The sequence below is a fragment of the Mesorhizobium sp. M0909 genome (assembly GCF_040319515.1).
Taxonomy (GTDB): domain Bacteria; phylum Pseudomonadota; class Alphaproteobacteria; order Rhizobiales; family Rhizobiaceae; genus Mesorhizobium.
Map to the genome: position 1 here is coordinate 118,840 of NZ_JAMYOA010000014.1, position 12,540 is coordinate 131,379.

Sequence of the window (12,540 nt, forward strand, 5' to 3'; positions counted from 1 at the left end):
GTCATTTGCCACCTCCGCGGCCGAGCGCCTTCAGCCTGATGTAGTTGTTGACCAGCACAGCCATCAGGATGACGATGCCGAGGAAGACCTTGAACCAGTCAGTGTCGATGCCGGTGTAGAAGATGCCCATCTGCACCAGCCCGAAGATCAGCGCGCCGAACAGCACGCCATAGACGGTGCCGTAGCCGCCGGTGAGCAGCACGCCGCCGATGACGGCGGCGATGATCGCCTCGAATTCCTTGAGCAGGCCGCGCGTGGTGTCGGCGGAGCCCGCCTCCATCACCTGGATGGTGGCAAGCAGCGTCGCCGCGCAGGCGGTGTAGATGAACAGGCTGATCTTGACGCGATCGACCGGCACGCCAACGTTGCGGGCTGCGATCAGGTCGCCACCGGTGGCGAAGATCCAGTTGCCGTATTTCGTCTGGGTCAGCACGTAGCCGGCCAGCGCCGTCAGGCCGAGCCACCAGACGATCGACATCGGAATGCCGGCGACGAACGGGATGCCGTCGCTGCGGGTGGCGATCCAGCCTTGCGCGCCCATCCAGTGGAACAGGCCGGTGAGCAGATGGCCGTTGAAAATGCCGGCCGTCGCCGGATCCGGTGCGCCCTCGAGTATGTAGGGGATCTGGGTGCGGCCGGTGACGGCGCGGGTGATGCCGATCGACAGTCCGCGCAGGATATAGAGCGTGGCGAGCGTGACGATGAAGGAGGGCAGGCGCGTCTTCACCACGATCAGGCCATTGAGATAGCCGGTGAGGATGGCGACGGCGAGGGCGCAGGCGATGCCGCCCCATAGCGGCAGTCCCCAGTACTTCACCGTCAGCCCGATGACGACACCGGCGAAGCCGACCATGGAGCCGACCGAAAGATCGAACTCGCCGGCGATGATGAGGAGTGCTGCCGCGGTGGCGACGATGCCGAGCTCCGCCGACAGCGTCAGGAAGGTCATTGACCCCTGCAGCGAATAGAGGTTCGCCGCGCCCGGCAGCAGCGCAAAGATGATGATCGTCGCAAGCAGCCCACCGGCGGCACCGGCTTCCGGCCGGCGCAGCCACTGGGTCAGCTTGCCGGTGCTGGCCAACCGTTCGTCGGCGCCGGCGGCCCGCTTCGACGTCATGCCGAAGCGGTCGGTCGCCTTCAGTTCACCCGGAGATATCGCCTTGTCTTCCACGACCGCCATTAGGCTCTCCAATCGCTCAAATCGCAATCTTCGAAGGAACGGGAGAGCGCTTGGCGCATTCTCCCGTTCCGCCGGAGCGCTGGCCTAAATTTTGATGCATGTCGTTACCGCAAAACCGCTGCACACTTTTGCGCGACATGCTTTAGCGGATGCCCTCTTTGGCGAGCGCCAGGATCGCCTTGGCTTTTTCCGGCGAGTCGATGAACAGCGGTCCGGTATAGGCGTTGTTCTGCGGCCAGAAGCCGTGCGTCGCCTGCTCGACCAGATAGATCACCGGCAGATAGCCCATCAGATATTGCTGGGCGTCCATGCCGAAGCCCATTTCGCCGGCGACGACAGAGTCGAGAACCTCCGGGCTGATGTCGAAGGTATAGAGCTTGAGCTTGCCGAACAGTTCCTTGTCGCGGAACATCGGGATCAGCGGGTTGGCGGCAGTGGCGCCAAGCGCGAAGACGGCCTGCGTGTCGGGATGTGCCGACAGATAGGCTTCCGTGCGGCGCTGGATGTCCGCGGGATCGGGCGCTACGGCCAGGACCTCGGTGCCGCCGCCGGATGGCTTCAGCCCGTCATTGAGGCCCTGGCAGCGCTGGTCGAGGCTGACATTGCCGACCTCGTGATTGATGCAAAGGACCTTCAGGGTGCCTTCCTTGGCCAGCCGCTCGCCGGCCTTCTTGCCGGAATCATATTCGGAAACGGTGCCGACATAGAGCGTCGTGCCGAGCTCGGCGCCTTCCTTTTCGCCGGAATCCAGAACCACCATGGGAATATTGGCGGCAAGCCCGGATTTGACCGATTTGCCGAGTGCATTGGCGTCGGCGATGGAGACGGCGATGCCGTCCGGCTTGGTGGCAATGGCGGCGTCGAGAAGCCGGGCCTGCTCGACCACGTCGAAGACCTGCGGCGCGTAATATTCGACCTTGGCGCCGGTGAGGGCGGCCGCGTCATCGACGCCGCGCTTGACCACCGACCAATAGGGATCGGACGCCGACCCGTGCACCACGAAGGTGATGCGGACGTCCTTCGGATCCTTGAGGCCCGCGGCATACGCAATGCCAGTCATCAGGCCCGCCGAGAGGAAGGCGCCCAATGCCGCTTTCAGAAGAGTTTTCATCTTGTTCTCCCATTTGTCGTTGCAGTTCCAATCCCTCTGGCGCCGTTTCCGGCCGCGACGATCGGCTCACGTCGCGGATCGGGTGGCCGCTTTGCGGGCCTTTGCCGACGCCAATCGCTGTTCGCCCGCGTTGCTGCCGCGGGCCGTTGTCGATGATCGGCCGGCCGAGAGCGTGGCGCGAAGCTCCTCGCGCAGGGCCTTCATGCCGATGATGTCGATCGGCTGTGCGGCGAGCCAGTCGCGAAAGCCCTGGCCGCGGAACAGCTCGTACTCTTCGGTGCGGATATAGGCTGAGCGCGGCTCGATCAGCTCGAGTTCACCGGGCGCGTTGCAATGCAGGCAAAAGAAGGTCAGGCCCTCGCGCACACCCTCGATGAGCGCTTTGTAAGCGGGCTCGATCGGCCTGGAACGCGGCCGGCCCCAGGTCGTCTGGATCGCGGCGTCGAAAATGGCAAAGCCGCCAGCGCGGGCCAGCGCCACGCCGCGCTGGAACGCCTCCTCGGTAACGCCGACCAGATTGTCGTTGGGGGAATAGGCGGACAGCGTCTTGGTCAGCAGCACGGGCAGTTGATATTCCAGCCCGAGCTTGATGTAGATGTCGCAAAATTCCGGCGACAATGCCGCGCCCATATGCGCGTCGAGATGGGTAACGTCGATGCCGGCGCGATAGGCGGTGTCGATCTGGGCGCGAAGCTCGGCCTCGACCGCCTGCGGCACCGCCTTGCGGCGCGTGGTCGCCACATCGGGCCAGAAGAAGCCGAACTCGTCGGTCAGGCCGGCCGCTCGCGACGGCGCGGTCAAGGGCCGCCATTTGTAATGCTGCTTCTCGCTGTTCAGCGTCAGGTGGACGCCAAGGTCAAGGCAGGGGTTGGCGGCGGCGCCTTCGGCCATTTCGAGGAACCAGGGGCACGGCACCATCACCGCGCCGGAACTGCAGACACCCAGCCCGCTCAATTCGAGAAAGGCGCTGTTGGCGCCGTGGCACATGCCGACATCGTCCTCGTGGAGCACGATCCGTTTGCTGGAGCCGGCGGCGTTCACGAATGGCCGCCTTCCCGCCGGCATACCGGTTTCGGGGGTCTTCCAAAGTGTGTCCCGTATTTCATGGAACCAACCGTTTGCCCAAATGGCCGGAATGGAACGCCGAAACCCGGCTTTCCGACAGGGCCACTTTGGCGAATTCGGATGGATACGATTTGCCTGCCGGCTGCGACACTTAGCTGCCGATTTCCCCAATCAGGGTTCAAAACCACTCATAGGAACCGTCGTCCGGGCGCAGATGGCTTGGTCGAATAGCGGCGGAGTGGTTCTTTCAAACTGTGCCGACAAGCCTACAGCTGTCCACACCATCAAGCGACCCACATTACCAAGTGACTTGGAGGCCTGTCATGTACACCGCCGGCGAAGAGGAAATCGAAGCCATTGCCAGGGTGATCCGCTCGGGCGCGCTGTTTCGTTACGGCAAGGACAGCGAATGCGACCGCTTCGAGGCCCGCTATGCGCAGCATCTTGGCGTCGAGCATTTCGCGCTGGCCGCCAGCGGCACCTATGGGCTCGCCGCCGGCCTGATCGGCCTCGGAATCGGCCCGGGGGACGAAGTGCTGGTGCCTGCGCACACCTATATGGCGACCGCGACCGCGGTGCTTTCGGTCGGGGCCATTCCCGTCATCGTCGACATCGACGAGAGCCTGACCATCGATCCCATCGCCTTGCGGGACGCCATCGGGCCGCGCACCAGGGCGGTCATCCCGGTGCATATGTGGGGCGCGGCCTGCAACATGAATGCGATCATGGACATTGCTGCCAAGCGCGGTCTGCTGGTGCTGGAGGATGTCTGCCAAGGCATCGGCGGTGGCTATGAGGGCCGCAGGCTCGGCTCGATCGGCCATGCCGGCGCCTATTCCTTCAACTACTTCAAGAACATGACCTCGGGCGAGGGCGGCGGTATCGCCACCAGCGATCCGAAAGTGGCTGAGCGGGCGCGCTGCGCCATCGACCCTTGCCATTTCTACTGGCAGGGCAGAAGCGACAGCATCAAACCCTTCGCCGGCATCGGCGCGCGTGCTTCCGAACTGATGGGGGCGATGCTCAACGTCCAGCTCGACCGGCTGGACGGCATCATCGAGGCGATGCGGGCCGAGAAGAAGACGGTGCTGGCCGGTACCCGCCACCTTAGCAATCTTGGGCTGACGCCGTCGCCGATGAACAGCGCGGACGACGACTGCGCCGCACAGGTGATGTACCTGCTGCCGAGCGAGCAGGCGGCGCAGACCTTTTCGAAGACCATTCCGAGCGTCGTTGCCGGCAAGACCGGCCGTCACAATTTCACCCAGTGGGACCAGGTGCTGATGCATGAAGGGGCGCATCATCCGGCGCTCAATCCTTACGCACTGCCCGAGAACCAGGGCCTGCGGCTGGATTATTCCGACGACCTCGGCAAGCGCTCGCTCGACATCCTCAACCGCACCGTGATGGTCGCCATGAACCCAGCGCACAGCGATAGCGACATTCAGGACATGATCCACAACATCGACGCGGCGGCGCGGGTGGCGCTGGAGAATGCTTCGCTCGATGATATCGAATTGCGCAAGGCGGCACCGGTTGATCTGCAGAAGTTCGACAGTGTGAACTAGACCAGATCCGGCGCGGTTTGCTACCCTGCGGTCGAATTCTTTGTCCGGTGGCCGGGAGAGGATTCCGGCCGGCATAACCGGTTGTCAAAAAATCCGCGGGCCCGTGTCGGATAGGCCGGGCTCCGCTCGTCCTAGGGGGCATCGATCACCAACACGGAGGATTAACGATATGCCCGGCACCGTACGGCTGCACCGCGTTCTGACAACAAGCCCGGAGAAAGTCTACCGCGCGTTCCTCGAAGCGGATGCACTTGCGAAATGGCTTCCGCCGAACGGCTTCACCTGCACGGTTCATCACTTCGAGGCAAAAGTCGGCGGTACGTTCAAAATGTCCTTCCGCAACTTCACCACCGGCGACAGCCATTCGTTCGGCGGCGAATATGTCGAGCTCGTGCCCAACGAGCAACTGCGTTACACCGACCGGTTCGACGACCCCAACCTGGCCGGCGAGATCGAGGTGACCGTGACATTGAAGAAAGTGTCGGTCGGCACCGAAGTGAATATCACGCAGGCAGGTATTCCAGACGCCATCCCGGTCGAGGCCTGCTATCTCGGCTGGCAGGAGTCGCTGCGAAATCTGGCGAAGCTCGTTGAACCCGAGATCAACCAGTAGGATAAAGCGCTGCCCTGGCGGGTTGGCGTCGCTAACCGGAAACCCAGGGATGGCGCCGTTCTTCCCACCCAGCATGCGCCGGAGCCGGAAAGGCGGGATCGGCGAAGCAGCCGACCGCGACGGCGATCCATTCAGGCTTTCGCTCGGGCTCCCAGAAGACGCTCGAGCCGCAGCCCGGGCAGAAATGGAAAGTGACGTGATGGCCGCTCCGAGCCGATCGCCTGTAGGTGCTGGCGTCGCCTTCGGCTTCTACCTTGTCGCGCGCAAAGAAGGCTGCGACGCCGTACGTGCTGCCGGTTCGCTTCTGGCAGTCGAGGCAGTGGCACTGTGCAACCAGTTGCGGCTCTCCGTTACAGGAGATCCTCAGTTGCCCGCAGGCACAGGATGCGGTTCTCATGGCAATCCTCATGGTTCAGATGAAAGCGCCGCCGGGCCATAGCGGCGGTGGCATGCTTCAGGTTTTCGGGGAGTTTCGGCCTTGCGAGTGGCTCCTTGCGCGAACGCGGCGAAGGACCAGGACCGATGCCGCATTTCTAATCGCCTCGGGCGACTGTTGCAACCGCGGTGAACGAGATGACGCGCTTGCTCTAGCTTCTGTCCAACCTTAGGAACGCGGCGCGCAGCGCCAGCACGGCGCGCAGGATCTGGCGTTCGTCCATCGCCGCATAGCCGAGCAGCAGGCCGTGCTCGGGTTCAGTAGAGTGGTAGTTGATGGAGATGCCCTGGACGTCGAGCCCCTCCTTGAGGGCGGCGGCAACCACGTCACTGTCCTTGTAGGGCCTGACGAAGCTCGCCAGCAGCTGCATGCCGGAATCGTTTTCCGTCACGGTCAGCCATTCGGCCAGATGCTCCTGGCACAGCTTGACGAAGTTCGCCTGCCGACGCGCGTAGAGCCGGCGCATGCGCTTGAGGTGTGTGGCGAAATAGCCCTGCGTGATGAAGTCGTTGACCGTTGCCTGCAGGATCAGCGGCGCGAACTGGCCGGTGATGCTCACTGCCCGATCGAACGGCACCGACAGTTCGCGCGGCACGATCAGATAGCCGATGCGCAGCGCCGGGATCAGCGTCTTGCCGAAGCTGCCGATGTAGACGACGCGGTCGGCGTGGTCGAGCCCGCGCAGGGCCGGCACCGGCCGGCCGCGGAACCGGTATTCGCCGTCATAGTCATCCTCGACGATCCAGGCGCGGTTGCGCTCGGCAATGTCGAGCAGTTGCAGGCGCTCCTCGATGCGCATGATGGTGCCGAACGGCCATTGGCAGGATGGCGTCACATAGATCAGCCGCGGCGGCGGCAGCTCCGGATCGGCAAGATGCCAGCCGCGCCGGTCGACCTTCAATGGTGCTAATTTGGCGCCGCTGGCAAGAAAGGCGCTTTTGGCGCCGAGATAGCCGGGCTCCTCCATCCAGACATGGTCGCCTTCGTCCATCAGCACGCGCGAGACGAGATCGAGCGCTGCTTGCGCACCGGTGACGATGATCACCTGGTCGGCGGTGCAGCTGATGCCGCGCGACAGGCCGATGGTCGAGGCAATGGCCTGACGCAGGCCGGGGTGGCCGGCAAAGGAGAGATAACCAAGCAGGCTCTCGTCGCGGCTGCGTGCATTGCGCACCAGAAGGCTTGACCAGATGGTGAACGGAAACGATGCCGTTTCGGGCACGCCGGGATGGAAATTGATGACGCCGGCATTGCGCGGCGGTTGCGGGCCGTTGACGATGGTCTGGCCACGCCGCGACAGCTTTTGCGGCGCTGCCAGTCCGGCGCGCAGGGATGCTAACGGGCGGTTCTGCTGGATCGGCGCCACCCAGGTGCCCGATCCGGCACGCGCCTCGATAAAACCTTCGGCAAGGAGCTGGTCATAGGCGGCGATGACCGTGTTGCGCCCGACCTTCAGATCTTCGGCCAGCGAGCGCGTCGACGGCAGCAGCGTGTTCTGTGGGATCTGGCCGTCAAGGATGAAGCGTCGCAGGGCGCCGTAGATCTGACGATGCATCGGTTCTTCCGAAGCGCGGTCGACCGACATGATGTCGAGGGAAAGGCGCATGTGGTCGGCCACGGCACTATCCCCCGACGAACCGGGCAGCGCGGGCGATCTTTTCCTCGTTGAGCCGACAGACGGTATCAAGCACCAGTCGCCTGGTTTCGGGGTGGACCTCGCGGCTGTTCTTCAGCGCGCGATGCACGGTGGCGGCGCCAAGTTCCGCCTTCTCGGCAATCTCCCGGATGGTGCAAAGCCGTTCCATGCCAAGCGCAGCTTCGAAAGCCATGTCGCTCCTCCTCGGTTGCATCAAGACACGGCCTCCGGCCGGCCTCAAGCTTGAAAGTCGGGGTTTGAAATCCAGAGCCGGGATTCTGCGATCCGCGCCGCACAGGGAGCAAGACGGCGCGGATCGCCGGGCGCTTTCGCGTCGCTAACCCCATCGAGGCGCGCGCCCATTATGTTCCTCCGGCTCGCAATGCGGTCCGGTCAGTCTGCCTGCCGCGTCGCCACTTCGAAGCCGGCTTCGCGGGCGGTGGCGAGCAGCGAGACATAGCCTTTGCTGGCATAGGTCAGCGGATGCGCCTTGGCCGGATCCTGCTCGGCTTCGACAACGATCCAACCTTCATAGCCGCGCGCGGCGAGGGGTTTAAGCAACGACAGGAAATCGACCGAGCCGTCGCCGGGCACGGTAAAAATGCCGTCCATTACCGCCGCCATGAAGCTCATGTCCTCGCGGCGTGCCCGTTCCAGCACCGCCCTGCGAACATCCTTGCAATGGAAATGCACGATACGGTCGAGATGCCGTCGCAGCAGCGATTGCGGGTCGCCGCCCGAAAACAGGCAGTGGCCGGTATCGAACAACAGGCCAACGCATCGGCCCGTCGCCGCCATCAGCCTGTCGACTTCATCGTCCGTCTCGACAATGGTGCCCATGTGGTGGTGGAAGGCCATGCCGACCCCGAATGCGGCCATGCGGTCGGCGAGGGCGGTAAGTTTCTCGCCATAGGACGGCCAGTCGCTGTCGGCGAGGCGCGGACGCTCGGAGATCGGTGCGAAAATACCGTCATGGCGACCACGCGAGGTGTCGGCATAGACGACGATCCTGGCGCCGAGATCGCGCAGCAGCTTCAGATGCGGAGTGATCGCCGCGAATTCCTCGTCGACCGTGCGGTCGAGAATGCGGCCATCATACCAGCCGGAGACGAGTTCCAGGCCATAGGAACACAGGAGCGGCCCAAGCACTTCGGCCTGGCGCGGAAATTTGCCGCCGAGCTCGGTGCCGCGGTAGCCGGCCTGCGCCGTTTCCGACAGGCAGGTCTCCAGGGGCGTATTCCCGCCAAGCGCCGGAACGTCGTCATTGCTCCAGGTGATGGGATTGATGCCGATCTTGACCGTCATGGCGCCAGACCTTTGCGGGCTTGGGAATACAAGCCGAGCCTGCAGACTGGCGGCAAGGAGGACCCGTCACTAGGTCCAGTTCAGCCGAATTTGGCAGAACCAGTCGATGGTGGTCGATCCTGGTGGTGAAAGTCTGATGGTAACGATAACAGCCGCTCTGGGTGGAAGGCCGACATAGGCGGTGGATTAGGCCGTAAACTCATAAAGGCGGAATGACTGGGATGGGTGGAAAGCGGCCTACTTGCGAACCCGTATCTACGTCGTTTCAAATCAAGATTTAAGGGGTTCTAGGCAGTGGTTTTAACAGGAATAGCCTAAAAAACTCGTCATAGCTCAGCCAAAAAAGGTGTGATTTGTTCAAGGGGGCAGCCCGGGTTTTAGTAATATTGGCGCTTACAACAGGGGCAGTCGGGGCCTCAGTCAAACCGAAAGATGGCCCGCCCGAGATTTGGACGGTCAAGGGTGAGTGCAAGCGTCTTATCGTCCGAAACGAGAAGCTGACCTCCAGCTGCACCGGTGAAGTCACGCGGACCAAATTCTCCGATGGAACGATCACTTTCAGCTTTTCGGACGGAAGGAACTGGTTAATTTTCCGTACAAAAGAGGCGTCAGCCCGGCTTTGGCAAAATTACAAGACTATCCTTGCTGTTGACGGTGTAGCGTTCGGTGCAATCGGAAGCGAGCCCGGCTTTATCGCCAAGGTAGCCGGAGCCTCATGCAGCTATGGCGCACCATACCTTCGGCAGGCAGATGTGAATTGCACAGCGCTTGTCAACTTCGAGATGTGGGCTGTAATTATCGAAACGGACGGGCATCTTCCCGTGCCGGACAGCGAATACATTCCGCCGACGCTATCCGCACCGTGATTGACAGCCCGCGCCGACAGTGACCACCTGTTACAATCGCTTCGTCCGATGGCGGAAAGCAGGTGTGTGAGACCGCCTCATGGACGCAATCACCAAAGCCCATGACGGCAAGGTGCAGATGATCGACACCTCTATTGTTCGCGTCCATCAGCAGGGCGCGAAAGGGGGTCGAGATTATTGTCTCAGTCGTTCCCGAGGCGGGCTGACAGCCAAAATCCATGCTCTTGTCGACGCCAAAGGCATGCCGATCAAACTGATGCACACGGCAGGTCAGATGAGTGACATTGCCTCAGCAGCGGACCTGATCACGAATTTGCCGGAGGGTGCCATGCTGCTCGCCGACAAGGGCTATGATGCCAACGCCTTGCGTAATGCGGTCAGCGAGCGAAAAGGCATGGGGGCCAACATCCTGCCCAAGGCCAACCGCAAGGGCCCGATCTGCTTCAGCCCCTTCCTGTATAAGGCCCGCAACTTAGTTGAGCGCTTCTTCAACAAAGCGAAGCAATTCCGCCGCTTCGCAACCCGCTACGACAAGCTGGCTGAGAACTATCTTACCGCGCTCAAACTCGTCGCAATCCGCCTCTGGCTACGCAGTAATGAGTCCACGCCCCAGAGCGCTGCGTGCCGCACACGAAGGTAACCATCGACAGATGCCCACCATTTGCTAAAGTGCTCGCCTTGGAGTGGAGACCGGTATGTATCTCTTTTTTCTGTCGGCCCTTGTGGGAGTTATCTTCTGCTCGGTCGGACTGGTTATGATTGTAAGAAGCCATGGAAATAAAAACGACCGCAGCATTCTACGCTCGTCTTATTGGTTTGCTGCAGCAGCGGCAATTGTATTAATAGGCGCGATCTCTTTTATTGCGGTGTGACTTCGTTCGCTGTAGATGCGCCGAGTTCCGCTTCGGGTCGGTTCCCCGCCATTCCCAACGGATACCAAGCGTCAGATTTTCACTACTAGTCCTCCTTTGAGCGGCCAAAAAGGACGCGGAGTTCATCTTTAGCGTCCTCCAGCACTTTCTTCTGCGCCGCCGGCAGGTTCTTGCCGGCGCGGTTGATGTAGAAATTCAGCATCGACATGGCCGATTGAAACGGCCCTGCCTTGCGTCGGTCGCTGCGCTCGGCCGACCGCTTCAGCGAGGCGGCGATCTTCCTTGGATCGTGCGATTCGAAGATGTGTTCCTCGAGGTCCAGCGCGTCGCTATGCTCGGTGACGTCGGCGGACCATTTCCGTTGCGCGGTCATGGCAAACTCCTTCAACTAGGTCGTTGCCGGGAAAACGCCCCATGGTGGGCCGCTGTTCCACTTCGGCCCGAAATCCCTGGAGCCACGGATTTGCCCATCGTGGCGCTGCTCGGCGACGCGAATGCGCCGATAGTGGTCTGAACCGCCGATTAAAGAACTGCGGACAGGAAACGCTCTTGACCCCAATCGTCTCAAGCCAGGCAGGAAGTTCCGGCATCGACAGTGCCTATGCCTGGATACGTCTCGGCATCTCGATGCTGCTGGCAACGATCGGCGGGGTCGGCATGTGGGCGGTGGTCGTGGTGCTGCCCGCCGTGCAGGCAGAATTCGGCGTCGATCGCGCCGCTGCCTCGATGCCCTACACGGCGACGATGGTAGGCTTTGCCGCCGGCAATGTGCTGGTCGGCCGCGCCATCGACCGCATGGGGTATTGGGTGCCGGCGCTGATTGCCGCGATTACACTTGGCGCCGGTTTCCTGTTGGCGTCGCTGACCAGTTCGATCCTGCAGTTCACCCTCGTCCAGGGTCTGTTGATCGGCGTCGGCTCGTCGGCAATCTTCGGGCCGCTGATTGCCGACATCTCGCACTGGTTCAACCGGCGCCGCGGCGTTGCGGTGACGGCTGCCGCGTCCGGCAACTATCTCGCCGGAGCGATCTGGCCGACGGCGATGCCCTATGTCATGCAGGCGCAAGGCTGGCGCTTCACCTATGCCGCGATCGGCGCCGTCTGCCTGGTTACCATGGTGCCGCTGATCCTGCTGCTCCGGCGCGGCGCACCGCCCCAGGCGGCTCCGGGATCGCCGGGGAGCCGCGTGGTGCAGCCGATCTCACTGTCGCCGGCGGCCTTGCAGGCACTGCTCATCGTCGCCGGGCTCGGCTGCTGCGTGGCGATGTCGATGCCGCAAGTCCATATCGTCGCCTATTGCATGGACCTCGGCTACGGCGTGGCACATGGCGCCGATATGCTGTCGATCATGCTGGCGGCGGGCGTCGTCAGCCGGCTAGGCTCGGGCTTCCTTGCCGATCGCATCGGTGGCGTGAAAACCCTGCTGATCGGCTCGGTGCTGCAATGCCTGTCGCTGTTGTTCTATATCCCGTTCGACGGGCTTGCCTCGCTCTATGTCGTCTCGCTGGTCTTCGGCCTGTCGCAGGGCGGCATCGTGCCCTGTTATGCGATCATCGTGCGCGAATATATGCCAGCCAAAGAGGCTGGCCAGCGCGTCGGCATCGTCATGATGGCGACCATTTTCGGCATGGCGATCGGCGGCTGGATGTCGGGCTGGATCTACGATTTGACCGGTTCCTATGCCGCCGCGTTCCTCAACGGCATTGCCTGGAACCTGCTGAACATTTTGGCCATGGCGCTGCTGCTGTGGAAGGCCCGGCGCAGCGCTGCTGTGACGGCCTGAAGCACAGCGGTACGGGTACAGCCTCTCCGTCCGTCGCTTGACAATAGCCGAAGGCTGCGCGACGCCAGACAGGTGTGGCAACGGGCCAGGTTGGCAGGCAGCAGTG

At 62.5% G+C, this 12,540-nt stretch carries 13 protein-coding genes and 1 pseudogene; 6 read left to right on the forward strand and 8 right to left on the reverse strand.

Annotated elements, in window-relative coordinates:
• Position 1: 1 nt before the first annotated feature.
• From NKH83_RS21580 to NKH83_RS21590, 3 genes are all read right to left on the reverse strand, one after another.
• A complete protein-coding gene (locus NKH83_RS21580; protein ID WP_352475726.1) occupies positions 2–1,117 on the reverse strand; it encodes an ABC transporter permease in 1,116 nt (371 codons plus the stop codon).
• 205 nt (positions 1,118–1,322) lie between these two features.
• Positions 1,323–2,291, reverse strand: a complete 969-nt coding sequence (locus tag NKH83_RS21585; protein WP_352475448.1) for a rhizopine catabolism ABC transporter substrate-binding protein — start codon at positions 2,289–2,291, stop codon at positions 1,323–1,325.
• A 66-nt stretch (positions 2,292–2,357) separates the two neighbouring features.
• Positions 2,358–3,332, reverse strand: coding sequence for a polysaccharide deacetylase family protein (locus NKH83_RS21590; protein ID WP_352475447.1), 975 nt, complete (start codon positions 3,330–3,332; stop codon positions 2,358–2,360).
• Between the two features lie 347 nt (positions 3,333–3,679).
• On the opposite strand from NKH83_RS21590, the gene NKH83_RS21595 reads away from it, so the two are divergent.
• On the forward strand, positions 3,680–4,924 hold the full coding sequence (locus NKH83_RS21595; RefSeq protein ID WP_352475446.1) for a DegT/DnrJ/EryC1/StrS family aminotransferase: 1,245 nt from the start codon (positions 3,680–3,682) through the stop codon (positions 4,922–4,924).
• 169 nt (positions 4,925–5,093) lie between these two features.
• The gene (locus NKH83_RS21600; protein WP_023675820.1) at positions 5,094–5,537 is read left to right on the forward strand and encodes an SRPBCC family protein; all 444 of its coding nucleotides are present in this window, start codon (positions 5,094–5,096) and stop codon (positions 5,535–5,537) included.
• A 31-nt stretch (positions 5,538–5,568) separates the two neighbouring features.
• Here the strand turns inward: NKH83_RS21600 and NKH83_RS21605 are convergent, their stop codons facing one another.
• The 4 genes from NKH83_RS21605 to iolE all read right to left on the reverse strand — a co-directional run bounded on the left by NKH83_RS21605 (position 5,569) and on the right by iolE (position 8,914).
• Positions 5,569–5,934: a GFA family protein gene (locus NKH83_RS21605; protein ID WP_352475445.1), complete on the reverse strand. Its 366-nt coding sequence runs from the start codon at positions 5,932–5,934 to the stop codon at positions 5,569–5,571.
• A 190-nt stretch (positions 5,935–6,124) separates the two neighbouring features.
• Positions 6,125–7,591, reverse strand: a complete 1,467-nt coding sequence (mocR, locus tag NKH83_RS21610; RefSeq protein ID WP_352475444.1) for a rhizopine catabolism transcriptional regulator MocR — start codon at positions 7,589–7,591, stop codon at positions 6,125–6,127.
• Between the two features lie 4 nt (positions 7,592–7,595).
• Positions 7,596–7,802, reverse strand: a complete 207-nt coding sequence (locus tag NKH83_RS21615; protein WP_023721239.1) for a LacI family DNA-binding transcriptional regulator — start codon at positions 7,800–7,802, stop codon at positions 7,596–7,598.
• Between the two features lie 200 nt (positions 7,803–8,002).
• On the reverse strand, positions 8,003–8,914 hold the full coding sequence (iolE, locus tag NKH83_RS21620) for a myo-inosose-2 dehydratase (protein ID WP_352475443.1): 912 nt from the start codon (positions 8,912–8,914) through the stop codon (positions 8,003–8,005).
• A gap of 386 nt (positions 8,915–9,300) precedes the next feature.
• Here iolE and NKH83_RS21625 point away from each other — a divergent pair, with 386 nt between their 5' ends.
• The 3 genes and pseudogenes from NKH83_RS21625 (at position 9,301) to NKH83_RS21635 (ending at position 10,652) form a co-directional block, all read left to right on the forward strand.
• Positions 9,301–9,780, forward strand: a complete 480-nt coding sequence (locus tag NKH83_RS21625; RefSeq protein ID WP_352807299.1) for a hypothetical protein — start codon at positions 9,301–9,303, stop codon at positions 9,778–9,780.
• A 22-nt stretch (positions 9,781–9,802) separates the two neighbouring features.
• Positions 9,803–10,420: pseudogene (locus tag NKH83_RS21630) on the forward strand (IS5 family transposase); the annotation flags it as partial.
• Between the two features lie 55 nt (positions 10,421–10,475).
• Positions 10,476–10,652, forward strand: coding sequence for a hypothetical protein (locus NKH83_RS21635; protein ID WP_352475441.1), 177 nt, complete (start codon positions 10,476–10,478; stop codon positions 10,650–10,652).
• A gap of 85 nt (positions 10,653–10,737) precedes the next feature.
• On the opposite strand, the gene NKH83_RS21640 is transcribed toward NKH83_RS21635, so the two are convergent.
• The gene (locus NKH83_RS21640; protein ID WP_352475440.1) at positions 10,738–11,025 is read right to left on the reverse strand and encodes a DUF3175 domain-containing protein; all 288 of its coding nucleotides are present in this window, start codon (positions 11,023–11,025) and stop codon (positions 10,738–10,740) included.
• Positions 11,026–11,201: 176 nt separating this feature from the next.
• Here NKH83_RS21640 and NKH83_RS21645 point away from each other — a divergent pair, with 176 nt between their 5' ends.
• Positions 11,202–12,434, forward strand: coding sequence for an MFS transporter (locus NKH83_RS21645; protein WP_352807304.1), 1,233 nt, complete (start codon positions 11,202–11,204; stop codon positions 12,432–12,434).
• Positions 12,435–12,540 lie beyond the last annotated feature (106 nt).